Origin of the sequence: Bacillus sp. ChL18, assembly GCF_026241425.1 — a bacterium.
GTDB classification, from domain to species: domain Bacteria; phylum Bacillota; class Bacilli; order Bacillales; family Bacillaceae; genus Bacillus; species Bacillus velezensis.
This window is the reverse complement of record NZ_JAPHWE010000002.1, coordinates 701807-725904: the sequence shown is the minus strand read 5'-3', so window position 1 is coordinate 725904 and position 24098 is coordinate 701807. Positions and strand designations below refer to the sequence as shown.

Here is a 24098-nt window from a genome sequence, read left to right as displayed (position 1 = left end):
TTATTTATTGACGTCTCCCTTTCACGAGATACGCAGCCGTAATGAGGAGATAGATGGCTGCGGTGATGCATGTGATGACGATGGATGTCGTCGCAATCACGCCGACCAGGATGGCCAAAAGCGCAAGCACCGCGAACCATGTCGTGTACGGGAACCATTTGACGTAATAAGCCGGCTGTTCTGTTGAATGTTTTCTTGATTTCAAATGGGCGAATCCGATAATCAGCCAGATGAACAGCACGGTATAGCCGAGGGAACCCATCAAATAATTAAACGTCTGGCTTCCTGCGAATAATGAAATCAGAACGCCTACATATAAAAATGACGTACAAGTCAGAATCGCATAAACGGGAACCTTTTTCTTCGATAGTTTTGAAAAGATTTTCGGCACCCGGCCGTCAGAAGCCTGCGTAAACAAGACGCGGGATGATCCGTACAGTCCCGAGTTCATAGACGAGATAATCGCAAGAAGAATGACGGCATTCATAATATGGTCGGCACCCGGAATCCCGATCATCTTAAATACTATGACAAACGGGCTTTCGGGAACGCTGTTGACTTGATTCCAAGGAATCAGGCTGACGATGATGAAAAACGGCAGCAAGTAAAAAGCGACAATCCGCGTTAACGTGCTTTTGACAGCTTTCGGGATCACCTTTTCGGGATTTTTTGTCTCCGCCAGCGTGACGCCGATGATTTCCGTTCCGCCGTATGAGTAGATCACGACGAGCATCGCCGTAATGACGCCCCCCGCTCCATGCGGGAAAAACCCTCCGTGATCCGTTAAATGAGACAGCCCCGGCGCCGTGTGATTGCCGAATGAAAAAAATAATAGCAGAATCCCGCATAAAATAAAGATGACAATCACTGTAATTTTAATGAGCGCGAGCCAGTACTCCGTCTCGGCAAACAGTTTCACAGAAAGCATGTTTACGACCGTCACCACGATGGAAATGATCAAAGCCAATATCCATATCGGACATTCCGGCAGCCAATATTGAATGAAAATGGCGGCTACGACCGCCTCCGCGGCAATATTGAGCACCCACATTTTCCAATAGATCCAGTCTAAAAAGTATGCAGCGTACGACCCGAGAGACTGCTGAACCAAATCACGGAACGTCCTTGCATGTTTGTTTCTGACTGCCATTTCGGCCAGCCCCTGCATAATAAACAGCAGAATGATTCCGCCGAGGAGGTAGGCCAATAACACGGATGGCCCCGCTTCATCAATCGCCGTGCTGCTGCCTTTAAAGAGCCCGGCCCCGATTGCGCCTCCAAGCGCCATCATCATAATGTGTCTGGACGACATCGTCCGTTTTAACGTTTGCTTGTCCTTTTCCATCTATCACACGCCCTCTCGCAAAAAGTGTTCATCACATAAAAAAGCACGCCGCCTCTTTGGGAAAAGAGACGGCGTGCCTCAGGCAGCCGCGGTACCACTCTTGTTGATCCCGAATATCCGGAATCCAGCTTAAAAACCTTTTAACGAAGGTCAGCCGTTAGGACATAGGGAATATTCCGACAATTCCGTTCCGCCCTGCCACTTCCGGGCGAGTTCAAAGAACAATCAGTCCGCGTTGCACCAACCCGCGGCTCTCTTTTTCTGACTGGATTCTTTTACTGCTCCCGTTCACAGTGTTTTATGTTAAATGAATCTCTTGAGTTTTTATTTTCTGAATATAGTAACATAATATACAGTCTTCTATTTTCAAAGTCAATACTAATTTTTGCCGCTGGTTTTCTTATCACCTATATAAGACATTTTGACTGAACATGTTTATATTCATATGCGGGGTGAGCCGGCCCCTAATATAGCGTAATCAGCACTTTATATATATTGTTCAAACAGAAATTCCGACGAAAGGTTTTCTACGATATATGGACTGCGCGGCAAAAAGTTAGCAGAAAGATGAAAGGTTTTACTCTTATGCTGGTATCCCAGCTTAGTAACTGTACACATTTCATTTCTAATAGTTCAACTCCAATGACTCCACAAGGTTCTATACCCGGAAGTCATATTCCATTTATTAAAGCTATTGACATGAAACCAATTCCACAAATTAAACTCGTGGAGAACACTAGTTGGCGTAACACGAAACTGTATAGAAGCATTAGTGGCGTTACAGCTAGTGTTTTTGAGTTTTTAAAGGAGATTTTCAGGATACAAATAACAATAACGAGAAAATCAGGTGTAGAAAGATGAATGAGACACCTATTTTTTACAAAAATGATAATAAAGGGTTGATATGGTACGGGTTTCATACTTTAAGATGATGATGTGTCTTCACTGAATACTAAATAAACATTTCCAGGAGGAGTTTCCTATGCAGTCTAGCACATCATTTAACAGCCCAGCTTACCTTGAAACAAATGGAGTAATGAAAATCGCTGATATAACCTATAGTAATAACGAATGGCTGAACTTCGACATTGGAGGAGAAGGAATTTTTAAGAAATCAGGTTCTTATTTAGTTCCATCTCTTCCAGTAGAATTTCATTGTCATGGAATCGGTCACTATGATTTTAGCAATTTAGATCAATTAGATATTGAAAAGATCAATACACTAGCTGAAATAGAAGGGATTTTCTGTGTACCCTCTATTTTTCTTCCTCATAATCAATTAGATCAATTTGCAGCCTTTATGAAAGAGTTCCATACACAAAAGAGAAAGGGACGTTACCGTAATATTTTAGGTATTTCACTAGAAGGACCATTATTGGCCAGCTTTGCAGGCACACCGGAAAAAGGGAATTGGGCACCCTTAAAAGAAGAATGGGAAAAGATCGCTTCTTGCGGAGAATACGGTCTTATTTATACTGTACTGTCCCCAGATGCTATGACTGAAAACTCCTATCTAAAGAAATATATCACCGAAGAACATCCGAGTTTAGAATGGATTGTAGATACACTTGTGGAGGCTGGAGTAAAACCGGCGCTGGGTCACTTCCAAAAAGCATACCCGGAGGAAACCTCTGAACTTATAATGAAAGTTATAGATACAGCGCAAAAACGCAGCAATTACACTGGATCAGATGCCGTTTTAACAGATCATTTGTTTAATGATATGCCGAACAATTTTAAACACACCTGGAGAACACCCCAAGAAAGAGTACATAGATTAGAGGGGTTAAAAGATGCTCGGTTAGATAAATGGAACATAGATAATATAAACACACTTGTCGGAGAAGTTCCCGGTACTTTGATGAGAGCCGCGAAAGAAGGTCTATTAACCATTTGTATGAATTTTGATAGTGAACATGTAGACTTAGAAGTTGCACGGCGGGTTGTAGAACTTGTTGGCTCTAAGGGTATTATAGCAATGACAGATCGCATTGACACAGATTCCATGTGCGGCCAATCACTGGAGAAAATTGAAGGGAATAATCTGTGGTATCAAGGAAAAGGGTATGTAGCAGCAGGGTCTTACACAATTGATCGGCTTATGCATAATATTCGTGCTATAGGTTTTAATGAGAAAGTTGTATGGAATATGACATCATTTGTACCATTAAAAGCTTGTCACTTCCTAAATGAACTTGAAAACCTTTCCATGAAGCCCTTCAGTTTTATAGATGAAACGAAAAAAAGAGCTCATTTCAAAGCGCCTGCCCCAGAACTGATTCTGCGCTAAGCAAAAAAGACCACCATAAAGTGGTCTTTTTAAGTTGACTTTCTTTTAATAAGTTTTAGGTTCAACTTATTTATATTGGGGACATCTTTGTTATTCATTAAGTTATATAATAAATTTGCTGCTGTTTGTCCCAACTCTTTAATCGGTTGATGTATCGTTGAAAGTTCTATTACCTTAGATATCGGCTGATTATCAAATCCTATAATCGCCAGTTCTTCAGGTATTCGTATTCCCTGTCTTTTCGCTTCATAAATGATCCCTGCCGCAACATAATCACTTCCTACAACCATTGCCTCAGGACGAGGTGACTTATTTAGTAATAATTTTGCTATTTCTATACCATTTTCAATAGTGTACTGTTCCTCAAAGTACCAATTATCACTCCATTTCAATCCGTATTCATTTTGAAAGTGAAAAAATGATTTTTTTCTGCTTATGCCAACACCGCTCTTAGGATTTCCTATACATAGACCAATGGATTGATGTCCTTGATTTCGCAGATGATCAATTGCCATTTTGATTCCTGACTCATGATTAATAAATATATGTGCAACCTGTTTGCTTGCAGAAGCTTCACAGGAAACAATATTGCCAAACCCAGATATCTCGTCGAGTACGTGAGGGGGGCTTACACAGGATCCCAAAATAAGACCGTCAATAAGTTTGTATTTCAGTCTGTTAAAAAACTCCATTTCTTGTTCAGGATCGTTATTTGATTGGTGCACAAGCAAACTGTAATTATGTTTATTACACTCTTCGCCTATTCCGGCAATCAGTTTACTGAAAAACGGATGGTTGATTTTAGGAACAATGACTCCGAATACATTTGTCTTCCCCCTGGATAGGTTAATCGCGTTGAAATTTGGTACATAATTTAATTCCTTCATAGCTTTTAACACAGCGTCCCGCTTCTCAGGTTTTACATAAGGATGATTATTGAGAACTCTAGAAACTGTTGTCCGAGAAACGTTCGCTTTCTTTGCTATCTCTGTAATGTTTGTCATTACTGTTACTCCTTCTTAGACAGCGTTATCAGGATTTCACACTGAATAACACAAGGGGAAAAAAAGCATTTAATTAATAGTTTTATCATGGCCTGCATGAATATGTGCGCCTTCCTGTCCCACACTATAGATAGAACGGGGCTTCCCCATCTTGTATAATAGTTTGTCAAATAAACCTACTAATATCCCCAGACATAGCAGCACAATGATGGTTCCTATCCCAATCGGCCCCTGAAGAATGATTGCAAGCACAAAAGCTAAAGCTTCCCCTATCGTCTTTGTAATATTAATACCCCAACCTGTACGTTCAGTAATAGCCAACATTAATTCATCATTCGGTATCGAAGGAAAAGATGCTCTTAAATAAATAGCGATTCCCATAGCCAATATACACAACCCTATCAAAAATAAACTCCATTGAAGAATTACAGCATCTGTTTTTAAGAACGAAAGAACCTTTAAGTTTAAAAGGTCAACAAAACTTCCAATAATAAAAATCGGAATAAAACCGGCTAGATTAGGAAACCGCATTTTTATGAGGCTGTTTATAAAGATAAGGATTCCTCCGACAATGAAAACCCATGACCCGATTGTAAGGCCAATGAGTTCTGATAAAGCCACGTTTAGAGCATCCCAGGGGGCAATCCCGGTATTAGATTTAATCATACATACAACCCCTACGGATAAAATAAACAATCCGACAATATAGATTAAACATCTTTTCACAAAATGGCTCATGGCTGTATACTCCGCGGTTTAGGGTCTTCTTCTTTCGTCAGAATGTAATGATCAAAAGCATAAGATACACCACACTCATCATTCGATAACGTTTTAAAAGCAGCCAATTGAATAAGCTTCTTATCTGCATTCCCCATGGCTATCCCTATTCCTGCTGCATGAAACATAGGCAGATCATTTAGATTATCACCTATTGCGATTGCATTCCGCGCATCCGTTCCATAATGTTCACAAAGTTTATTTAATGACGCTCCTTTATCTACTCCTGCACTTGTGATTTCAAGATTGAATGCTCCTGAACTCGTTACGGCACACTCCTTCAGTTGTCCAAAATATTCTTTAGCTTTTTTTAATTTTCTTTGGTTTGGCGAAACGATCATACATTTTATGACATACCGATAATCGATAGGGTCAATTGTACCCGGTATTTCCTCTAACCCGTATTGATGGATTTGAGCTTTAATAGAATTCCAAAATACTTCTTGATTAAAATGAGGTTCTTCCATTACTGTATTGTAAAGTTCTTTTTCAAGCTGCTGAATTCCTTGATTTGATACGGCAATTTTGTCAGATAAGTAAAGCTGATAATAGATTTCCTCTTTATTTAACCATGTGATGATAGGTTGGATTACATCTGAATCCATAAAATGTTCGAATATTACCTGATTTCCCACATCAATTTGAGCGCCGTTTGAAGCAATAATCGGAAAATCCAAATCATATTTATTGATGATATGTTTTGCATCAAATAAAGCTCTCCCTGTAGCGATTGTTACAAGATGACCTTGTTTTTGTCCAAGCTTTAAAGCTCTTACATCTTGTTCTTGGATAGTTAAGTTCTCTGATAACAGCGTGCCATCTAAGTCAATTGCAATTACTTTCATGTGAATTTCCTCCTCAGAGTTTAAAAATCATTGAAAGTATAATGTATGGTACGCGTTTCAGAGCAATTAGATTATTATATTAATTTGAAGTTTTTCTCCAGAAGCTGATTAGACTGTGCTTCTCAAGTGTTCTCCTGCTTAACGATCCTTCTCTTTTGATCAATCCAGTTAATAAAGAACTGACCGCTAATGGCGGAACACTAATTTGAAGAAACTCATCTGGAACTTCAAGCACTGGCAACTCACTAGAAACTGAACTGTAGCAGGACAGCTTACCATCATGAGTTTGACTTATGGCCGGCGACTTGGGCACCGGCACTTTTCAGAGAACGATCACTTTTTGTAAAAACCGGATGTATGAAGTGTCATTGAGGCGATGTCCCCGATATACTTTTCTCTTTTCTTTCATTTGCGGTAAAGAAAGCAAAACCTGATTCCCTTATGACAGAACTTGCTTTATCATAAAAGTATGCGTTTACATTCGAGTAGGGAGGTTATAGCATGACCCCTGTGAATTCAAGCAGCATCGGGAAGATTCAGGCGGCCAGCAAAGGTTTGTCGCCAAAATTGAGAGCGATTGCAGACCATATCGTGAAGGAACCGAAAGACGTGATTCACCTTTCCATCATCCAGCTGGCGGAAAAAACAAAAAGCTCTGAAGCGACGATTTTCAGGCTGTGCAAACGGCTCGGTTTTTCCGGCTATCAGGATTTAAAAATCGCGCTTGCTCAGGAGATCGTTCAGGAGCCGGTGCAGCACATTCATGAAGAAATGAGCCCCGACGACGATATCGAAGTCATCATCCAGAAAGTTTTCCGCACAAACATTTCCGGGCTGACCGATACCTTTCAATTATTAGATCCGGCCGACGTTGAAAAAGCGGTAGAAATGATCCACCGCGCAGACAGAATCGAATTTTACGGAAACGGCGGTTCCGGGCTGATCGCCACAGACGCGTATCATAAATTTATGCGTACGGGTATAAATTGCATCGCGCACACGGATTCTCACTTTCAGGCGATGTCAGCGGGTCTTCTCGGTCCCGATAGCGCAGTCATCGGCATTTCTCATTCGGGAAGCAACAAGGACGTGCTCGACGCGGTGAAAACGGCCAAATCGCTCGGCGCCGGCACGATCGGCATTACAAGCTACCAAAAGTCGCCGCTCACCCAGATTTCCGACGTGGTGCTGTATACGTCAACAAGGGAAACGGCTTTCAGAACGGAAGCAATGTCCGCAAGGCTTGCCCAGCTGTCGGTCATTGATACACTGTATTTCGCCACGGCCCGGCTGCGGCAGGAGAAAACGCTCGCCAACTTGCAGCAAATCAGAAAAATGATCGCGCACAAACGTTTGTAATCGCTTTCTGAATATTTATTTTTCAAAAGAGAGAATGCCGATACAGCGGGAATTGAGACAATTTTATGAAAAAATTTTTCTTCTTCATCGTTGATTTATAAAAAAATTATTCCTATAATTGACTTTGTAAGGGCATACATTATCAATCTATCTTATTATTCAATCAGATTAGGCGGGATATATTATGAAGGAAACCCAAGCTGTTATCGGTCTGGATATCGGCACGACCAGTACGAAAGCCGTTCTGTTCGGACCAAGAGGCAAAGTGTTAGCCAAGCATTCGGTTCACTATGATTTAATACAGCCAAAGCCGGCATGGGCCGAGCAGGATCCTGAGCACATTTTGGAAGCGGTTATCGGAAGCATCAGGGGCGCCGTCACAAAGGCCGGACTGAGCCCTGACAATCTGCTTGCAATCGGCATCAGCACCGCCATGCACTCATTGATAGCTGTCGATCAAAACGGCGGCCTGCTGACCAAAAGCATCATTTGGGCGGACAACCGCAGCGCCGAGCAATCAAAACGGATTTTAAAAGAGATGAACGGTTTTGATATTTATAAAAGAACGGGTACGCCGATTCACCCGATGTCTCCGCTTTCCAAAATTGTGTGGATGAAAGAACAGGACAAGGAGACATTCGCGAAAACCGCCAAATTCATCAGTATTAAAGAATATATTCTGCACGAGTTTTTCGGAACTTATGTCGTCGATTATTCGATCGCTTCGGCAACGGGGCTGTTCCGTTTAGATACGCTTTCCTGGGATGAAGAAGCGCTCCGGATTGCCGGAATCCGGGAAGATCAGCTGTCGGACATCGTGCCGACCACTCATCAGCTGCGCGGCCTTGCGCCGGAAATCGCTGCACGGATGGGCATTCATGCGGATACACCGTTTATTATCGGCGCAAATGACGGCGTGCTCGCCAACCTTGGAGTCGGCGCGATCGGCAAAGGAGAAGTGGCCGTTACGATCGGAACAAGCGGAGCTGTGCGTTCGGTGACGGATGCGCCGATTACGGATGAAAAAGCGCGGACATTCTGTTACGCGCTGACTGACAAGCATTGGGTCATCGGAGGCCCGACGAATAACGGAGGCATTATGCTGCGCTGGCTTCGAGACGAATTCGCTTCTCCGGAAGTCGAAACGGCGAAGCGGCTCGGCATTGATCCGTACGATTTAATGATTGATATCGCTGATAAAGTGCCCGCAGGCTCTGAGGGATTGCTGTTTCTGCCGTTTTTATCAGGGGAGCGCGCGCCGTTTTGGAATCCGAATGCCCGCGGAACGTTTTTCGGCATCAGCCTCCGCCATAAACGGGAGCATTTTATCAGAGCGGTGCTGGAAGGCGTCATCATGAGCGTCTTTTCAATCGGTGTCGCACTGAGAGATTTGGCGGGCCCTGCAAAAGACGTGCGGGCTTCGGGAGGATTTGCGAGATCACCGCTTTGGAGGCAGATTTTGTCCGATACGATGGGACGGGAAGTCCTCGTTCCGGAAAGTTACGAAGCCTCGGCGCTCGGAGCGGCCGTTCTCGCTTTGCACAGCCTTGGCGAAATGGAACGAATCGAGGATGTTCAGGACTGGATCAGAATTTCTCACCGCCATGAACCGAACGTCAAAAACAGCGAAACATATATTGAGCTGTTTTACTTATACGAGCGGCTGTATGACAAGCTCAAAGATGAATTTGACGTCATCAGTGAATTTCAGCTCAAACAAAGCCGTTAATTCTTCTTTGAAAGGGTGAAAAGGTCATGTTACTGTTTATTGTCATTGCCGCTATTATCGTTTTACTCTTATTGATTACGGTCGCTAAATTAAATCCGTTTATCAGTCTGCTGATTACATCCATCCTTGTCGGTTTCGCAACGGGCATGAATCTGCCGGACATTATCGCTTCGATGAAAACCGGGCTCGGCAATACGCTGTCGCTGCTTGCGATCGTGCTGGCCCTCGGTACGATGCTCGGAAAAATGATGGCTGAATCAGGCGGTGCGGAGCGGATCGCCCACACCCTGATCGGCCGCTTCGGCAAAAAGAAAGTGCATTGGGCGATGATGGCCGTCGCTTTTATCGTCGGCATCCCGGTCTTTTTCCAGGTCGGCTTCGTCCTGCTCGTGCCGCTTTTGTTTACGATTGCAATTGAAACCGGGGTTTCATTAGTGACGATCGGGATTCCGCTCCTTGCGGGACTTTCCGTCGTGCACGGATTGGTTCCGCCCCACCCGGCGGCGATGGCGGCTGTCGGCATTTATCACGCCAATGTCGGAAAAACGATTTTGTTTTCTTTAATCGTCGGCATTCCGACTGCCATCATCGCAGGGCCGCTTTACGGAAAATGGATTGGTAAGCGCATTCATAAACCCGTTCCCGAACTGTTGAAAAAACAATTTATTGAACGGAATGAAAAACGCAAGCTTCCGGGATTCGCAAATACATTGTTTACGATATTGGTACCGGTGATCCTGATGCTTATGGCAACGCTTGCCGAAATTGCGCTTCCGGAAAAAAGCACGCTCTATGAAACTTTTAAATTTATCGGCGACCCTGTCACGGCGCTTTTGATCGCCACGGTTTACTCCTTTTTCAGCCTTGGTTTTTATCAGGGCTTTGACAGAGAAAGCATTTTAAAATTCAGCAATGACTGTCTGGGACCGATTGCTTCCATTCTGCTTGTGATCGGAGCCGGCGGCGCTTTTAACAACGTCCTGATTGATTCAGGCGTCGGCACGTATATCGCTGACATGGCGAAGCACTCAAGCTTCTCTCCCGTTCTTTTAAGCTGGACGATCGCGGCGGTCATCCGTGTCGCCACAGGTTCAGCGACTGTCGCCATGATGACGGCGGCCGGCATTGTTGCTCCGATTGCATCTGTCATGCCGGGCGTCAGCAGCGAGCTTCTCGTTTTGGCAACGGGAGCGGGCTCTTTGATTCTGTCACATGTCAATGACTCCGGTTTCTGGCTCATTAAAGAGTATTTCGGAATGACAGTAAAAGAAACATTCCTGACATGGACGGCGATGGAAACGATTATTTCTGTCAGTGCGATCTGTTTTATCATGATCATTAACGCGTTTATATAAAAACAAACCCCGGCCGAATGAAGTGACCCCTGTCAAGCAGACAGTGTTAAAAAGACACGAAGCAGCCTGAGTCCTGTATTGATATGGGCTCAGGTTGTTTCACTTCTTTTGGAATCGTTGATGATTGGTAAAAATGAATATATTTACATACTGCTTCTTGAACTGCTTTCAGCTGTTTTGACCCTTTCATCCCCTCTGTCTGAAAGTAGTTAACCCATTTCCTTACTAGGTTTTTATCAATGTTCCTTTCTCTGGCGATTGTCTGATAACTCATCCCATCATTTAGGTGAAGATCAACAACTTTTTTCTTAAAGTGAATATCATAAGTTTTACATGTTTCCCCATAAAAAATCCCCTCCATTGCAGACAGATCAGTATGCTTTCTTTTTTCTGTCTACTATGAGGGGATCATATCAATATGAGCTGGGCTCTTCTTTCTTTAACGAAACAAAAGAACAGCTAATATCCCTAGATTAATTATTCCTAAAAGGAAGGAAACGACCGCTATCCCTTTGTTTTTCTGCATAAAATAAAGACCGTTTATAACCAAGATACAGCTGATCAAAGCATCAAATAATCGGAGAGCCATAACGTTAAAATCAACTTCCGACTCAAAAAAGCTAAATATCGATACTGCTATTAAAAAGATTACTGATACTGTGATATAAATCAACCAGTCCCTAGATGCATTGCTCTTTTCAGTTTCTTTTTGAATACTGTTCATGAGTTGTTCAAAACCACCTTATAACAATATTTCCTAAATCTTATAATATGCGCCTAATCATTTTCAATGCATCGTTATAATGATAAAAAAGAGGGGTATTTCTTCCCCCCTCTCCTTAATTATCCGCAAATTAATTTTATTGCTTTGCTTTTTGAGTTGTGCTTGATAATAACACAAACTGTTCCGCAACCAATACCGATTGCTAGGTTGATGGCCGCAATTCTTAAGCAAGAAAGAGCACAAGAGCCTCCATTTGCTATATCATATAACCAAGATACAGCCGCTCTGCAGCTCATCATAGTTGATGCTTTTGTTTCTTCCGCAGAGTCTTTTGAATTCTTTAAGTAATCTTCTGCAGAAACTTCTGTTCCATTATCCAGTTTGACTTTTCCGCCTTCTGTTAAGTTTACATCTTCGACAACTTTACCAGATTGTTTTATTTGTAAATTAAGAAGTTTTTCTGATTCATCAAATGTAATGTAAGTTTCAATAGTATCGAATATTTGTTCAGTTTTCAGATCAACAAAATATTGTGCTGATGTTAATCCAGACTCCATATCATCAACAGGAATTGTTACCACAGCCATGCCTTCTTTTACATTTACAATCTCTTCATCTTGTTCATTTGAAAGTCCAAAGAAGCTGTTTTTTGGTTTTTTCACCAACTTGTTTTGTTTAAATTCCTTTGAGGCATAGACAATTTCTTTTGCTTTTTGTTGATCTTCTAATGGTCCCGATGACTCAGGAACCCCTGATTGGCATGACGTACAATTTGTTTTTGCTTTCCCTAAAACATTTGAATTAGCTTTAACACTAGTATTAAAAGAGAAAATCGTTACTAATGTAAGTGTGAAAGCCATTAACAGTGAAAAAAAGCCTTTCTTACCCATCAAATACCTCCTCTTTTTCCATATTTTAGGTATAACAATAAAAAGTGTAACTTATTTCCAGTATGAAATCAACAAAAAAACAGATAATTCTATTAAATTTTCAAAAATGTCTCTTTAAAAATAAGCGGACTTTATTTTCACTGTCAAAAAACTGTCTAATTGCACTTTCTTTTCGTTCATAAATACAATCATAGAAAAGCCATACATCAGGTGAAATTGCTGAGACATCGGCGTCGGTTTCAAAACAAAAGATCGCAAAAGGTAAAATAACACGGATCAAATTGATCATTTCTTACTTTTGTATCACATTTCGTCTGTTTCTTCATTGCCCCATGGTAAGATCTTGTTGATCCATTTAAATGAAAGGATATGGATATGAAAGGATATGGATATGAAAGTATTTGAAGCCAAAACACTGCTTTCAGAAGCAGATAAACTGCAAAAGAATACAAAGAATTAAGAAGCCTGATGGTCAATCTTAAAAAAGCCTTCAAAGCCGTAGCTGACTTAGATGACAGTGAGCTTTCCGGAAAAGGCGCTGACAACATCAAAGCATTTTATCATGATCACGCTGGTGTGGCTGACAATTGGATTGATCTAATTGATATGAAGGATTGCTTTTTTAACAAGCATTTCAGGCGCTTTAGAGGACGCCAGCTTGTCTGACGCATACATAGAAGAATCCTTCGAACACGAGCTGGCTAACGCCTGCACCAAGTCAAAATCCATTATGTATGAACAGAAGAAAGCGATGAAAGGTATCCTGCTTGATATCAATGATATTCTTCCGCTTGATTTGTTCTCGACAGAAGACTTCAAAGACGAACTTGCAGATGCAGAGGACAAACGTAAAAAAACAGTCGATAAATTAGGAAGCGTGGACGAAGCACTTGTTACTTCAATGTTCATTTCTCTGGCGATTGTCTGATAACCCATCCCATCATTTAGGTGAAGATCAACAACTTTTTCTTAAAGTGAATATCATAAGTTTTACGTATTTTCCCCATAAAAAATCCCCCCCATTGCAGACAGATCAGTATGCTTTCTTTTTTCTGTCTGCTATGAGGGGATCATATCAGAAAACCGGGGTTTGTTTTTTTATCGGTCATTCACAAGGATATAAGCGGCTTTAACGGGTCCGTGGACGCCGACAACCAAATCCATTTCGATATCGGCCGAGTTGCTCGGTCCAGTAATATAGTTGATGCAGGAAGGAACGGTGACGCCGTCTCTGATCTGCTGTTTCAGTATATCGCTGGCCTGTGTCATTCTCGGCACAATGGAAGATTTCGGGATGATTGCGATATAGGTGGTCGGAAGCAGGCTGACAGAACGGCCGGCATGCTCTGACGCATACAAAACGACGGTGGCTGATTCCGCAAGCGTGATCTCGCTGAATGTGATGCCCACATTCGCTTGTTCCGCTTTTTCAATATTTTTCGCTCCTTGTTCCGCGTCCCATTCCCAAACAGGAATCCCTTCATCGGGCCACTCTTCTGTCATAAGGGTCTGCAAGCCGTATGTTTCAAACCGGCTGTCCTTCGGAATGATGACAGGCCCTCCTTCAAAGCGGTTCACCTGCGTGCGCAAAGCGTCGTAAAGCCCGGCTGCATCCGTTTCGATCAGTTCGGTATGAATGTTGACGCAGTGGTCTTTCAGCATCGTGACAAGATCGTCTTCCGTACAGTCCGCATGCGTTTGATATTGAGGCTGATACTTCCATTCAGGCAGGGACACGCCTGATTTCCTGCGCTCTCTGCCCAGACTTTCGGCGATCCGGTTTAAAAAGGATTCCTGATGTGTAACCGTCCCTTTCATCATCATTCTTCCCCCTTTTGTTTTTCCCGGTCTTTAAACCAATCTCTGAATCTCGATTTATGCGGCGCCGGGAAGTCCCGTATTGCCGTCCATTCTTTTAACGGCCCCGGCCCTTTTGATATTTTGTCATCTTCCGTAAACGGCGTCATGGCGGCAGGCGCCCATTTCGATCCCATTTTATAAAGGGACGGGGATGACGAGCCGAGCCCGAAGGCTTTCATCGCCAGTTTTTCGCTGATCGGCGCTTTGCCCTCTTTTTCCACGATGTTCTGCCGATGCTTGAGCAGCAGCTCGTGCAGCGGAATTTTAACGGGACACGCTTCCGTACAGGCCGCGCATAAGGAAGATGCGTACGGGAGCTCCTTGTATTCGTCATATCCGCCCAGAAGAGGCGATAAGACGGCGCCGATCGGACCCGAATAGATGGACCCGTACGAGTGTCCGCCGACATGCCGGTACACGGGACAGACGTTGATGCAGGCGGCGCAGCGGATACATTGCAGCACCGATTGAAATTCCGTGCCGAGTATGCGGGAACGCCCGTTGTCCACAACCACAAGGTGGAATTCCTCAGGCCCGTCAGCTTCTCCTTGCTGACGAGGTCCCGTCAGCGCCGTAATGTAACTTGTAAGCCGCTGGCCGACCGCGCTTCTCGTCAGCATGCTGACAAGCACTTCAAACTCAGAAAATGACGGAACGATCCGCTCCATTCCCATCACGGTGATCTGCGTCTTCGGCAGCGCGGACACAAGGCGGCCGTTTCCTTCGTTCGTCACGAGACTGACCGATCCGGTATCCGCGATCGCAAAGTTGCAGCCTGTAATGCCGACATCCGCTTCGAGAAATTTTTTCCGGAGAACGCTGCGCGCGTGCATGACGAGCTCTTCCGGTTTTTCCGTCTGTTTGTATTCGAGTCTCTCTTTAAACACGTCACGGATCTGCTCTTTGTTTTTGTGAAGAGCGGGAGCAACGATATGTGACGGCGGATCGTGGTCGTCAATCTGGAGAATGTATTCGCCGAGATCCGTTTCTGTGACTTCACAGCCCTCTTCCTCAAGCACTTCGTTCATATTGATTTCTTCTGTCACCATGGATTTGGATTTTACGATTTTTTTGGCGTTTTTCTGCCGGATGACATCGCGGATATAGGAGGACGCTTCTTCCGCCGTTTCGGCGAAAAAGACGTGTCCGCCTCTGTTGGCGACGTTTTCGGCGAGCTGTTCCAAATAGAAATCAAGATTGTCCAGCACATGCTGTCTGATTTCTTCCGCATGGGAACGCCAATCCTCCCAGTTTCCCAATTCTTCGGCCGCCTGAAGCCTTCTTGTCCTGAGCCGTTCCTGCGCTCCGGAGACGGCTCCTCTCATAAACTCATTATCTATTCCTTCTGATACCCGCTCTTTAAAAGCGGCGGTACCGATTTTCATCGCCATGATTTTCCCCCCTTGTTGTTTCTCGTCTTATCTGCTGTTCAGCACTTCGGCGATGTGCATGACTCTGACGTTTTTATCCTTACGGTCAAGACGCCCTCCGATATTCATCAGACATCCGCAATCCGCCCCGATGAGCACCTCGGCCTCCGTGTCTTCCACGCAGGCGACCTTCTCATCCACCATTTGTTCAGAGATTTGCGCCATTTTCACAGAAAACGTTCCTCCGAATCCGCAGCATTGGTGCTTTCCGGGAAGCGCGGTCAGCTCGAGCCCCTTGACATGGCGCAAAAGCTTCATCGGCTCCTCCGACACGCCGAGCAGCCTCGTCATGTGGCACGATGTATGGACTGTCGCTTTTTTTTGCAGCACCGCCCCGACATCCTCCACCCCGAGAACGTTGACGATAAAATCTGTTAACTCATATGTTTTGTCCGCAAGCTGCTGCGCTTTTGCCGCCCACTTCGGATCATCCTGAAACAGATGCGGATATTCACGGAACATCGTCGTACAGGAACCTGACGGACTGACGACGTACTCCGCTTCTTCAAACGCGGCAATCATCCGCTTCATCGCTTTTTTCGCATCCGTCACATACCCGCTGTTGTATGCGGGCTGCCCGCAGCAAATCTGCCCCTCGGGAAAATCCACCTCACACCCGAGCCGTTCCAACACCTCAACCGTCGCCTTTCCGACATTGGTCTGGAACATATCCACAAGGCACGTGACAAATAATGAGACTTTCATGATGAACCCCTCTTTCATCCTCAATATGTGATCCGGTCATCTGATGACCTGTTTTTAGGAAAAGCTCTATGAATATCCTACACTATTCTGAATATGGATTGGAAGGTTTTTCTGAAAAATCCTTTCGTCCGATGTGCTGAAGGGGACAAAAAAAGAGAAGCCCGAAAGCTCCTCATGCTGCTCTACACCCCGTTTTCCAGCAGGCGTCCCAGTTTTTGCACACCCTCTTTTATCGCGGCTTTACCGGCATAACTGAACGACAGGCGAAGATATTCCGCACCGTCTTCCTGATGCAGAAAAAAATATTTTCCGGGGACATAGGAAACGCCGTGAGACAGAGCCTGCGCCAGCAGTGCGGATGTATCCGCCCCAGGCGCTTTCACCCATACAAAGTAACCGCCTACAGGCACGTGCCAGGATGCGGATTCCGGAAGATATCGCGCTAATGCGGCGAGCAAAACGTCACGTTTGCTTCGATATGCTTCCCGTAAAGCGGCGAGCCGTTTTTCCACATTCGTTTGTTCCAAATAGACGGCGGTCACCGCTTGGGAAAACGGGTGGCCTAAGTCTTTTTTTAACCATGACAATGCCGTGATGAATGCGGCGTCCCCTGCAATCCAGCCGATCCTCATACCCGGGGCGATGACTTTTGATAATGAACCGGCGTACAGCACCCGGCCGTTTTGATCCATGGCTTTCAAGGGCGGCGGAATATCGGTGAATCCGAGCTCGCCGTATGCATCATCCTCCAAGATGAGAAAATCATACGCTTCGGCAAGCTGAAGCAGGAGGGTTCTCCGCTTCGCTGACATTACGGTTCCCGCAGGATTCTGAAAAGCGGGTATCGTGTAGAGAAGACGGGGAATCAGAAGCCCTTTTCGTTTTCTTTCCTCAAGCATGAACGCTAATGTTTCTGTTTGCAGGCCCTCTTGATCTGTCGGAATGCTCATGATATGCGGTGTGTAATTTTTAAAAATCTCGAGCGCTTCCATATAGACCGGAGCTTCAACGGCAGCGGCGGTTTGTTCATCGAGGAAAACCCGGGCTGCCAGATCTATCGCCTGACAGGCGCCTGAAGTCATGAGCAGCTCATCGTCCCGACAGTGAATGCCGCGGATGGCTAACCGTTCTTGAATCTGCTTTTTTAAAACGGCCGTCCTCGGGCTTCCCATATAATGCAGCGGCAGATCGCGCTCCTCATCCAGAAGGCGGGCGGCGGCTTCTTTCAGCTCCTTATCAGGAACGAGGGCGGGATCGGGATAGCCGGAATGCAGGGGGATGCACGCTTTCGGAACTGCCGGCATCCATTCCCCGGGAGGATCGTTTGTCAGAGCTTTCTTTACATGGTCAGAAAAAAAAGATTCGCCCTGCATGTGATGTTATCCCCTTTCACAAGTCAGCTTCTATACATTTTCTTCAAAATAAGCCCCCAGCACTTCTTCCACATTCGTCAGGTGCGCGGTCATCGCGGCTTCCGCTTCATCCGCGTCTCCGGCGGCGACGGCGCTGTAAATGCGTTCATGCTCTTCATACAATCGCTGCACGCTCGTTCGTTTAGAAAACAGCCAAATTTTTCTCGTTTCTCTCATCGTTTCCAAAAGAAGCGCGGAGACATGATTCATGAGATGCTTGAGCAGGCCGTTTTGTGATGCTTCCGCCAGCGCCATATGAAAGGAGAAATCCGCTTTTTCGCCCAATTCTTCGTCTCCGTCAATGTCTTTCATCTCCATGAGAGCCTGGCGGATTTTTTGTAAATCGTCTTCGGTGCGTTTTTCAGCGGCCATGGCGGCGACGCCGAGTTCAAGCAGCTTTCTGACTTCGAGCAGCTGTTTGACATCCTCTTTTTTCATCAAGAGGGCGGAAGAAAGCGGCTGGGAAACATGAGCCGGCTCAAATTCTCTTATGTATGTGCCTTCTCCCTGCTTCATGTCGACGAGCCCCATCGCTTTCAAAGCCGACAGCGCTTCTCTGACCGCCGAGCGGCTGACCTGAAAACTCTCAGAAAGCGCCTGAACGGAATCAAGCTTTTCACCCGGCTTAAGCTCGCCCGCTTTTATCTTCTCCAGCAATGCGTCAGCGACTTCCTCGTAGATTTTTTTCGTTTTAATTTGTTTATATTTCAACGCGATCACCCCGTCACTTGTGAATCTTGATGTTTATCGTCTATTATACTTCTTTTTTTGTATTGCCGACAGGTTCAGACAATTTGTTCAAGAAAAGTATTGTACTTTCAAAACTTTCAAAATATAATGCTAATTAACCCGGTCATCAGATGACCTTATCATAAAAAGTAATCGCTTACATGACATAAGGAGGGGTTTTTTAGGGATGCAATGGACACAGGGGTACGCTCCTTTAGGGGGAAATTTGCTTTTATCGGCAGCTTGCGCGCTCGTGCCGATTATCTTCTTTTTTTGGGCGCTTGCGGTGAAACGGATGAAGGGGTACATCGCGGGGCTTTTAACGTTAGCCGTTTCACTTTTAATCGCTGTATTTGTTTACGGCATGCCGGCGGAAAAAGCGGTGATGTCCGCTTCTCAGGGAGCGGTGTACGGGCTGCTTCCGATCGGCTGGATTATCGTCACATCGGTCTTTCTGTATAAAATCACCGTGAAAACGGGACAGTTTGAGATTATCCGGAGTTCGGTGCTGTCAATTACAGATGATCGGCGTTTGCAGGCGCTGCTCATCGCCTTTTCATTCGGGGCGTTTTTAGAAGGCGCCGCCGGTTTCGGCGCTCCCGTCGCGATCTCGGCCGCTTTGCTCGTCGGACTTGGTTTTCAGCCGCTGTATGCGGCGGGGATTTGCCTGATTGCCAATACGGCGCCCGTTGCCTTCGGCGCGATCGGCATTCCGATTACCGCCGTCGAAGGTCCGACCGGGATACCGGCAATGGAAATTTCTCAAATGGTCGGCCGGCAGCTTCCGTTTTTATCCGTCTTTATTCCGCTTTACTTAATCATTTTGATGAGCGGGTTTAAAAAGGCTTTTGAGATATGGCCGGCCATTCTTGTTTCCGGCGTCTCCTTTGCGGCCGTGCAGTACGCAAGCTCGAATTTTTTAGGGCCTGAGCTGCCGGATGTGCTGTCGGCGCTTGTTTCCATGGCCGCGCTCGCTGTATTTTTGAAATTTTGGAAACCGAAAACGGCCTTTCGTTTCGCGGCAGAACGGGAATCAGCAGCGGCCGCTGACCGGGCGCCGATCAAGTACGGGGGCGCCGCGGTGTTTAAAGCGTGGTCTCCTTTCCTTCTTCTGACGGCCATGATATCCGTCTGGGGGATTCCGGGCGTGAAGGCTGCATTAACCGGTCATTACGAAGGAACGTCAATGTGGCTTTCCTGGCTGAATGCAGCCGGGCGTGCATTGACCTTCACGCCTCCCGTCCCATTTGTAAATCAGCAGATTCTTCAGGCGGACGGCACGCCGATTGAAGCCGTGTACAAACTTGAGCTTTTCGGTTCAGCGGGGACGGCGATTCTGATTGCCGCCGTCATCTCCAAGTTCGCCCTCGGCATGTCGTGGAAGACTTGGGGCGAAGCGTTTATAGAAACGGTGAAAGAATTAACCCTTCCGGTCGTGACCATTGTTTCTGTTGTCGGCTTTGCTTATGTGACGAATGCTTCCGGCATGAGCACGACTCTCGGTCTTGCGCTTGCCATGACGGGCGCGATGTTTACCTTTTTTTCGCCGGTGCTCGGCTGGCTCGGCGTATTTATTACCGGCTCTGATACGTCGGCCAACCTATTGTTCGGCGGATTGCAAAAAGTGACGGCGCTCTCTGTCGGAATGGACCCGGTTCTCTCCGTCGCCGCCAATTCATCAGGCGGCGTCACCGGAAAAATGATTTCTCCGCAGTCCATTGCGGTTGCCTGTGCCGCTGTCGGTCTGGCGGGCAAGGAAGCCGACCTTTTCCGCTTTACGATTAAGCACAGTCTGTTTTTGCTTCTTCTCGTCTGTCTCATTACATTTTTACAGCATCATCTGTTTTCATGGATGATCCCGTAACACGGAGAACCTCCCCGGGGTTTGGCTCGGGGAGGTTTCAGCTGTACCGTTTTCTCGCCGATGACGGCGGAATATTTAATTGGTCACGGTACTTGGCGACGGTGCGCCTTGAGATTCGGATGTCATATTGTTCATGCAGCAGATCGGCAAGCTTTTGGTCTGAAAAAGGTTTCTTTTTATCTTCTTTACCGACCAATGCCTCCAGATGCGCTTTCACGGCATAATTGGAAGCGCCGCCGTCCCCCGACGATTCAGCTTTCGCCGAGAAAAATGTTTTCATTTCATACAGTCCGTACGGCGTCTGAACGTACTTTCCTTTGATTGCCCGGCTGATCGTTGATTCGTGGAGCTCCAGCGTTTCCGCCACCTCTCTTAAGGTCAGCGGCTGCATTCCGCTTTTTCCTGTAAGAAAAAAGGATTCCTGCCGTTCAGTCAGGACGCCGATAATTCTCGTGATCGTTTGTTTTCTTTGCGACAAAGCTCGGTTCAGCCAGCGCCATTCCTGATATTTTGCCGACAGATAATTTTTCGTGTCACGGCACCCGGCAGCTGACAAGAGCGGCTGATAATGGGTATGAAGCTGGATGTCAGGAAACGAACGGCTGTTGAGCCGCGCTTGAATGATGCCGTTTTTCACTGTGATGAAAATATCCGGTTCCACGTAAAAACCCGGCTCCTCATGCGCATAACGGAGCCCCGGCCTCGGATCAAGCGCGCTGATCATGTCAGCGATGTCCTGAATGTCTTTAAGCGGAATGCCCGTTTTTAGTGTAAGCGCTTTCCAGTTCTTTCTTGCAAATAGCTCAAAATAGGCTTCGGCAATCCATTCCGCCTGTTCGTTCCGCTCGGGCAGACGGCGGAGCTGAAGAAGGATGCATTCCTGCAAAGACCGGGCGCCGATTCCCGCGGGCTCAAGGGATTGAAGCTTTTTAAGAACCGCTTCCGTCTCCTCTTGTGAAGCGGATACATGGTCGGCGGCGGCTGGTATGTCCTCTTTTAAATATCCGTTTGAATCCAATGAATGTATCAGATAATTGAAAATTTTTTTTTCATCATCGGACAGCTTCATGTCTAAGGCTTGCTGTTTGAGCGAATCCTGCAGCGTTTTGCGGGTAAGTCTGATCTGCTGGCTTCCGTCCCGTTCTTTCATCCTGTTTTTATTTGTTTTATGGTAAGATAGTGGCGGCGTGTCTGTTTCCTTTCGTTCAATCAGAGGGTTTTCCAGTGAGAGCTCATCAATATATCCGGCCAGTTCCGCGGAATTGTATCCGAGTAATGTGATAGCCTGTTTAAGCTCTTGTGTTAATTGAGGCTTTAACATTTGTGTTTGCTGAAGTTTGATATCCATCATGCTCACTCCCCTTTTTTCATTGTACATGATTGGTTTCATACCGTATATATATACTTATTAAAAGGAGTTGCTTTATAGATGTCAGAACTTTTTTCTGTTCCTTATTTTATTGAAAACTTTACACAGCACATTGAAATGAATCCGAATGAAGACCGAATTCATGCGATGAACAGCTATTACCGTTCCGTCGTTTCAACCCTTGTTCAGGATCAGCTGACGAAAAACTCGGTTGTGCTCAAAAGAATTCAGCATTTGGATGAGGCGTACAACAAAGTAAAACGCGGTGAAACAAAATAAACCTTCCGCTCATTCAAAGCGGAAGGTTTTCCTTCGTGCCGGCGGTTTCCCCGATCAGATGGACATCCGGCGCTTCGTGCATCCAGGTGTAATAATAGTTGGCGTTTTTCCCGTATGAATTATCAATGACGGTATTCGGTTTCCCGAGAAGTGAGGACAGAATGTGGCCGTGAAGCCTTGACGTTTCCACCGATTCGTATCTGCTGAAAAACAGGACCGCTTTCTTTGTTAAGAAATCGGTATAGCGTTTCCAAAACCGCGCAATCGGCAGCGGGTTTCCCGCTTTTTTATTCAAAACATTCAGTGTTTGGAAAAAAGCGATTCCCCTGCGGTCGCTTGCTGACAGCACATCCTGCCAGTCGCAGCTTTTAACGGAAGAATTGGTTTGCAGCTTCGGATTGATTTCCCCATCCGTGCGGATAAAATGAAGCCTGCCGCGTGACGGAGCCGCTGACGCCGCCATCGGATACAGCTGATGGGCCATATCAGGCATAAGCCCGATATGATTCGCCGAAAAGAAGTGTTTCGCGGTCTCGTATGACACATGATCCCTCGTAAACAGATGAAGATCCTTGTGCTCCGCAAAAAGCGCCGCTGTCTTTTGCAGCCGTGTCTCATCCTGATAATAAATGGATTGCGGCAGGATGACGATCCTGTTTTCCGGAAAGGATTTGACGATTTTTTCCCTGAACGTCTGATAGTACGGATAGAGATCCCCGAAATTTCCGCCACCCTGACAGACGATGATTGTCTTTTTGTCCGCCCGGCGCCCGAATGGAAAATTGTCGGGATTCCAGCGCTGTTTCACGCGGATGCCGTGCGCTTTAAAAAACGCCTCCGTCCCTTTCATAATCAATAAATCCCCCACATTTCCGTAGAGGGGGTAGTCGGCATATATGATGTCGGATTGCGGCGGTATAACGCTGAGCAGACCCGTCAGCGTTTCTTTTAATCGGCTCATAACATGGCGGCTGTCCATGTTTTCTCCCCTTTCGTTTCAAACAGTTGCGCAAGTGCGTCAATGACACGCTGCTGCTCCTCAGAAGACAGGTCAGACCCGGACGGCAGACAGATGCCCCGGCTGAAAAGGTTCTCAGAGACACGCTCATGTTCGCTGTGAGGATAAAAGACGGAAGATGAGAAAAGCGGCTGCGTATGCAGCGGTTTCCACAGCGGCCGGGCCTCAATATTCTGTTCCGCAAGACAGGCGACGGCTTCTTCCGGCGTCACGCCGTTATCAAGCGTCAGAGCCGTCAGCCAGCGGTTTGACACCGTTCCTTCAAGCTCCGGCATCATGCGGATGCCCGGATATGTTTCCAGCGCTTCCCGATACCTGTGAAAGATTTCTCTCCTCGCCCGGACACGATCTTCGAGCACTTCCAGCTGCGATATACCCACGCCCGCGAGAATGTTGCTGAGCCTGTAGTTATACCCGAGCTCGCTGTGCTGGTAATGAACGGCGGCATCTCTCGCCTGTGACGCAAGAAACTTCGCCTTTTCAATCGCGGCTTCATCGTCAGACACGAGCATGCCGCCTCCCGATGTTGTAATGATTTTGTTGCCGTTAAAGGAATAAATGCCGAAACGGCCGAACGTGCCGCTCTGCCTGCCTTTATATGTTGATCCTAAGGACTCGGCAGCGTCTTCAATCAGGCAGACGCCGTATGCGTCACAAAGGCTCGTTAATTCATCCATTTTCGCGCTTTGGCCGTAAAGATTGACGACGATCACCGCTTTCGGGAGTCTGCCGCGCCGCTTTGCATCCCGCAGCGCCCGCTCAAGCGCATCGGGCGACATATTCCACGTCTCCCATTCCGAATCAATAAAAACGGGCTCAGCCTGCTCATACACAATCGGATTCGCCGTGGCGACAAACGTAAAGGAAGGACAAAATACAGCGTCTCCTTTTTTCACACCCGCAAGCCGCAGGGCAAGATGGATGGCGGCCGTTCCCGAGCTTACGGCCGCCGCGCTTTTCACTCCCGCATATTCCGCGAGCCGCGCTTCAAACGAATTGACGAGCGGACCGAGCGGGGCAATCCAATTGGATCGGAAGGCTTCTGCGATGTATTCCTGTTCTTTTCCGCTCATATGAGGCGGAGACAAATAAATCCGTTTGTTTGTTTGCATGA

21 protein-coding genes, 1 pseudogene and 1 other annotated feature are annotated in these 24098 nt (G+C 46.1%); of the genes and pseudogenes, 7 read left to right on the top strand and 15 right to left on the bottom strand.

What is annotated here, in order from left to right:
• Nucleotides 1–4: 4 nt before the first annotated feature.
• On the bottom strand, nucleotides 5–1345 hold the full coding sequence (locus tag OQ477_RS14650) for an amino acid permease (RefSeq protein WP_265972944.1): 1341 nt from the start codon (nucleotides 1343–1345) through the stop codon (nucleotides 5–7).
• 61 nt (nucleotides 1346–1406) lie between these two features.
• Nucleotides 1407–1646 (bottom strand) — a binding site (T-box leader).
• Between the two features lie 681 nt (nucleotides 1647–2327).
• On the opposite strand from OQ477_RS14650, the gene OQ477_RS14645 reads away from it, so the two are divergent.
• Nucleotides 2328–3635, top strand: coding sequence for an N-acetylglucosamine-6-phosphate deacetylase (locus OQ477_RS14645; protein WP_038459911.1), 1308 nt, complete (start codon nucleotides 2328–2330; stop codon nucleotides 3633–3635).
• A gap of 29 nt (nucleotides 3636–3664) precedes the next feature.
• On the opposite strand, the gene OQ477_RS14640 is transcribed toward OQ477_RS14645, so the two are convergent.
• The 3 genes from OQ477_RS14640 to OQ477_RS14630 all read right to left on the bottom strand — a co-directional run bounded on the left by OQ477_RS14640 (nucleotide 3665) and on the right by OQ477_RS14630 (nucleotide 6261).
• Nucleotides 3665–4639: a LacI family DNA-binding transcriptional regulator gene (locus tag OQ477_RS14640; RefSeq protein WP_265972941.1), complete on the bottom strand. Its 975-nt coding sequence runs from the start codon at nucleotides 4637–4639 to the stop codon at nucleotides 3665–3667.
• 69 nt (nucleotides 4640–4708) lie between these two features.
• Nucleotides 4709–5377, bottom strand: coding sequence for a YczE/YyaS/YitT family protein (locus OQ477_RS14635; protein ID WP_265972939.1), 669 nt, complete (start codon nucleotides 5375–5377; stop codon nucleotides 4709–4711).
• On the bottom strand, nucleotides 5374–6261 hold the full coding sequence (locus OQ477_RS14630; RefSeq protein WP_012118493.1) for a Cof-type HAD-IIB family hydrolase: 888 nt from the start codon (nucleotides 6259–6261) through the stop codon (nucleotides 5374–5376). The genes OQ477_RS14635 and OQ477_RS14630 overlap by 4 nt, the downstream gene beginning before the upstream one ends.
• A 501-nt stretch (nucleotides 6262–6762) precedes the next feature.
• On the opposite strand from OQ477_RS14630, the gene OQ477_RS14625 reads away from it, so the two are divergent.
• The 3 genes from OQ477_RS14625 (at nucleotide 6763) to OQ477_RS14615 (ending at nucleotide 10704) form a co-directional block, all read left to right on the top strand.
• Complete coding sequence (locus OQ477_RS14625; RefSeq protein WP_130571454.1) at nucleotides 6763–7620, top strand: MurR/RpiR family transcriptional regulator; 858 nt, start codon at nucleotides 6763–6765, stop codon at nucleotides 7618–7620.
• A gap of 184 nt (nucleotides 7621–7804) precedes the next feature.
• Complete coding sequence (gene gntK, locus OQ477_RS14620; protein ID WP_007407372.1) at nucleotides 7805–9349, top strand: gluconokinase; 1545 nt, start codon at nucleotides 7805–7807, stop codon at nucleotides 9347–9349.
• Nucleotides 9350–9375: 26 nt separating this feature from the next.
• Complete coding sequence (locus OQ477_RS14615) at nucleotides 9376–10704, top strand: GntP family permease (protein WP_007407373.1); 1329 nt, start codon at nucleotides 9376–9378, stop codon at nucleotides 10702–10704.
• A 46-nt stretch (nucleotides 10705–10750) separates the two neighbouring features.
• On the opposite strand, the gene OQ477_RS14610 is transcribed toward OQ477_RS14615, so the two are convergent.
• The 3 genes from OQ477_RS14610 to OQ477_RS14600 form a co-directional block, all read right to left on the bottom strand.
• The gene (locus OQ477_RS14610; RefSeq protein ID WP_265972933.1) at nucleotides 10751–11065 is read right to left on the bottom strand and encodes a transposase; all 315 of its coding nucleotides are present in this window, start codon (nucleotides 11063–11065) and stop codon (nucleotides 10751–10753) included.
• A gap of 78 nt (nucleotides 11066–11143) precedes the next feature.
• Complete coding sequence (locus OQ477_RS14605; RefSeq protein ID WP_045208953.1) at nucleotides 11144–11428, bottom strand: hypothetical protein; 285 nt, start codon at nucleotides 11426–11428, stop codon at nucleotides 11144–11146.
• 119 nt (nucleotides 11429–11547) lie between these two features.
• Nucleotides 11548–12318 (bottom strand): putative immunity/bacteriocin fusion bifunctional protein, encoded by a 771-nt coding sequence (locus OQ477_RS14600; protein ID WP_265972932.1) that lies wholly within the window; start codon nucleotides 12316–12318, stop codon nucleotides 11548–11550.
• Nucleotides 12319–12709: 391 nt separating this feature from the next.
• Here OQ477_RS14600 and OQ477_RS14595 point away from each other — a divergent pair.
• Nucleotides 12710–13216 (top strand): annotated as a pseudogene (locus tag OQ477_RS14595) (T7SS effector LXG polymorphic toxin); the annotation flags it as partial.
• A 200-nt stretch (nucleotides 13217–13416) separates the two neighbouring features.
• Here OQ477_RS14595 and OQ477_RS14590 read toward each other — a convergent pair.
• The 5 genes from OQ477_RS14590 to OQ477_RS14570 all read right to left on the bottom strand — a co-directional run bounded on the left by OQ477_RS14590 (nucleotide 13417) and on the right by OQ477_RS14570 (nucleotide 18436).
• Nucleotides 13417–14139 (bottom strand): LutC/YkgG family protein, encoded by a 723-nt coding sequence (locus OQ477_RS14590; protein WP_025649302.1) that lies wholly within the window; start codon nucleotides 14137–14139, stop codon nucleotides 13417–13419.
• On the bottom strand, nucleotides 14139–15569 hold the full coding sequence (locus OQ477_RS14585) for a LutB/LldF family L-lactate oxidation iron-sulfur protein (RefSeq protein WP_007407375.1): 1431 nt from the start codon (nucleotides 15567–15569) through the stop codon (nucleotides 14139–14141). The genes OQ477_RS14590 and OQ477_RS14585 overlap by 1 nt, the downstream gene beginning before the upstream one ends.
• A gap of 27 nt (nucleotides 15570–15596) precedes the next feature.
• A complete protein-coding gene (locus OQ477_RS14580) occupies nucleotides 15597–16313 on the bottom strand; it encodes a (Fe-S)-binding protein (protein ID WP_014418920.1) in 717 nt (238 codons plus the stop codon).
• A 182-nt stretch (nucleotides 16314–16495) separates the two neighbouring features.
• Nucleotides 16496–17686 (bottom strand): PLP-dependent aminotransferase family protein, encoded by a 1191-nt coding sequence (locus OQ477_RS14575; RefSeq protein WP_265972927.1) that lies wholly within the window; start codon nucleotides 17684–17686, stop codon nucleotides 16496–16498.
• A gap of 30 nt (nucleotides 17687–17716) precedes the next feature.
• Entirely contained in the window at nucleotides 17717–18436 is a 720-nt protein-coding gene (locus OQ477_RS14570; RefSeq protein WP_323054514.1) for a FadR/GntR family transcriptional regulator, read from the bottom strand.
• A 205-nt stretch (nucleotides 18437–18641) separates the two neighbouring features.
• Here OQ477_RS14570 and lutP point away from each other — a divergent pair, with 205 nt between their 5' ends.
• Entirely contained in the window at nucleotides 18642–20318 is a 1677-nt protein-coding gene (gene lutP, locus OQ477_RS14565) for an L-lactate permease LutP (RefSeq protein ID WP_007613900.1), read from the top strand.
• A gap of 37 nt (nucleotides 20319–20355) precedes the next feature.
• Here the strand turns inward: lutP and rpoN are convergent, their stop codons facing one another.
• Nucleotides 20356–21666, bottom strand: a complete 1311-nt coding sequence (rpoN, locus tag OQ477_RS14560) for an RNA polymerase factor sigma-54 (RefSeq protein WP_265972925.1) — start codon at nucleotides 21664–21666, stop codon at nucleotides 20356–20358.
• 81 nt (nucleotides 21667–21747) lie between these two features.
• On the opposite strand from rpoN, the gene yvfG reads away from it, so the two are divergent.
• Nucleotides 21748–21966 (top strand): protein YvfG, encoded by a 219-nt coding sequence (yvfG, locus tag OQ477_RS14555; protein ID WP_003151570.1) that lies wholly within the window; start codon nucleotides 21748–21750, stop codon nucleotides 21964–21966.
• A 13-nt stretch (nucleotides 21967–21979) separates the two neighbouring features.
• On the opposite strand, the gene OQ477_RS14550 is transcribed toward yvfG, so the two are convergent.
• Entirely contained in the window at nucleotides 21980–22945 is a 966-nt protein-coding gene (locus OQ477_RS14550) for a polysaccharide pyruvyl transferase family protein (RefSeq protein WP_265972924.1), read from the bottom strand.
• A complete protein-coding gene (locus OQ477_RS14545; protein ID WP_265972923.1) occupies nucleotides 22924–24096 on the bottom strand; it encodes an aminotransferase class I/II-fold pyridoxal phosphate-dependent enzyme in 1173 nt (390 codons plus the stop codon). The genes OQ477_RS14550 and OQ477_RS14545 overlap by 22 nt, the downstream gene beginning before the upstream one ends.
• Nucleotides 24097–24098 lie beyond the last annotated feature (2 nt).

What these genes read in the sequence shown, in the direction of transcription:
- OQ477_RS14650 (WP_265972944.1), bottom strand. Translation starts at nt 1,345, where the DNA reads ATGGAAAAGGACAAGCAAACGTTAAAACGGACGATGTCGTCCAGACAC.
- OQ477_RS14645 (WP_038459911.1), top strand. Translation starts at nt 2,328, where the DNA reads ATGCAGTCTAGCACATCATTTAACAGCCCAGCTTACCTTGAAACAAAT.
- OQ477_RS14640 (WP_265972941.1), bottom strand. Translation starts at nt 4,639, where the DNA reads ATGACAAACATTACAGAGATAGCAAAGAAAGCGAACGTTTCTCGGACA.
- OQ477_RS14635 (WP_265972939.1), bottom strand. Translation starts at nt 5,377, where the DNA reads ATGAGCCATTTTGTGAAAAGATGTTTAATCTATATTGTCGGATTGTTT.
- OQ477_RS14630 (WP_012118493.1), bottom strand. Translation starts at nt 6,261, where the DNA reads ATGAAAGTAATTGCAATTGACTTAGATGGCACGCTGTTATCAGAGAAC.
- OQ477_RS14625 (WP_130571454.1), top strand. Translation starts at nt 6,763, where the DNA reads ATGACCCCTGTGAATTCAAGCAGCATCGGGAAGATTCAGGCGGCCAGC.
- gntK (WP_007407372.1), top strand. Translation starts at nt 7,805, where the DNA reads ATGAAGGAAACCCAAGCTGTTATCGGTCTGGATATCGGCACGACCAGT.
- OQ477_RS14615 (WP_007407373.1), top strand. Translation starts at nt 9,376, where the DNA reads ATGTTACTGTTTATTGTCATTGCCGCTATTATCGTTTTACTCTTATTG.
- OQ477_RS14610 (WP_265972933.1), bottom strand. Translation starts at nt 11,065, where the DNA reads ATGGAGGGGATTTTTTATGGGGAAACATGTAAAACTTATGATATTCAC.
- OQ477_RS14605 (WP_045208953.1), bottom strand. Translation starts at nt 11,428, where the DNA reads ATGAACAGTATTCAAAAAGAAACTGAAAAGAGCAATGCATCTAGGGAC.
- OQ477_RS14600 (WP_265972932.1), bottom strand. Translation starts at nt 12,318, where the DNA reads ATGGGTAAGAAAGGCTTTTTTTCACTGTTAATGGCTTTCACACTTACA.
- OQ477_RS14590 (WP_025649302.1), bottom strand. Translation starts at nt 14,139, where the DNA reads ATGATGAAAGGGACGGTTACACATCAGGAATCCTTTTTAAACCGGATC.
- OQ477_RS14585 (WP_007407375.1), bottom strand. Translation starts at nt 15,569, where the DNA reads ATGGCGATGAAAATCGGTACCGCCGCTTTTAAAGAGCGGGTATCAGAA.
- OQ477_RS14580 (WP_014418920.1), bottom strand. Translation starts at nt 16,313, where the DNA reads ATGAAAGTCTCATTATTTGTCACGTGCCTTGTGGATATGTTCCAGACC.
- OQ477_RS14575 (WP_265972927.1), bottom strand. Translation starts at nt 17,686, where the DNA reads ATGCAGGGCGAATCTTTTTTTTCTGACCATGTAAAGAAAGCTCTGACA.
- lutP (WP_007613900.1), top strand. Translation starts at nt 18,642, where the DNA reads ATGCAATGGACACAGGGGTACGCTCCTTTAGGGGGAAATTTGCTTTTA.
- rpoN (WP_265972925.1), bottom strand. Translation starts at nt 21,666, where the DNA reads ATGGATATCAAACTTCAGCAAACACAAATGTTAAAGCCTCAATTAACA.
- yvfG (WP_003151570.1), top strand. Translation starts at nt 21,748, where the DNA reads ATGTCAGAACTTTTTTCTGTTCCTTATTTTATTGAAAACTTTACACAG.
- OQ477_RS14550 (WP_265972924.1), bottom strand. Translation starts at nt 22,945, where the DNA reads ATGGACAGCCGCCATGTTATGAGCCGATTAAAAGAAACGCTGACGGGT.
- OQ477_RS14545 (WP_265972923.1), bottom strand. Translation starts at nt 24,096, where the DNA reads ATGCAAACAAACAAACGGATTTATTTGTCTCCGCCTCATATGAGCGGA.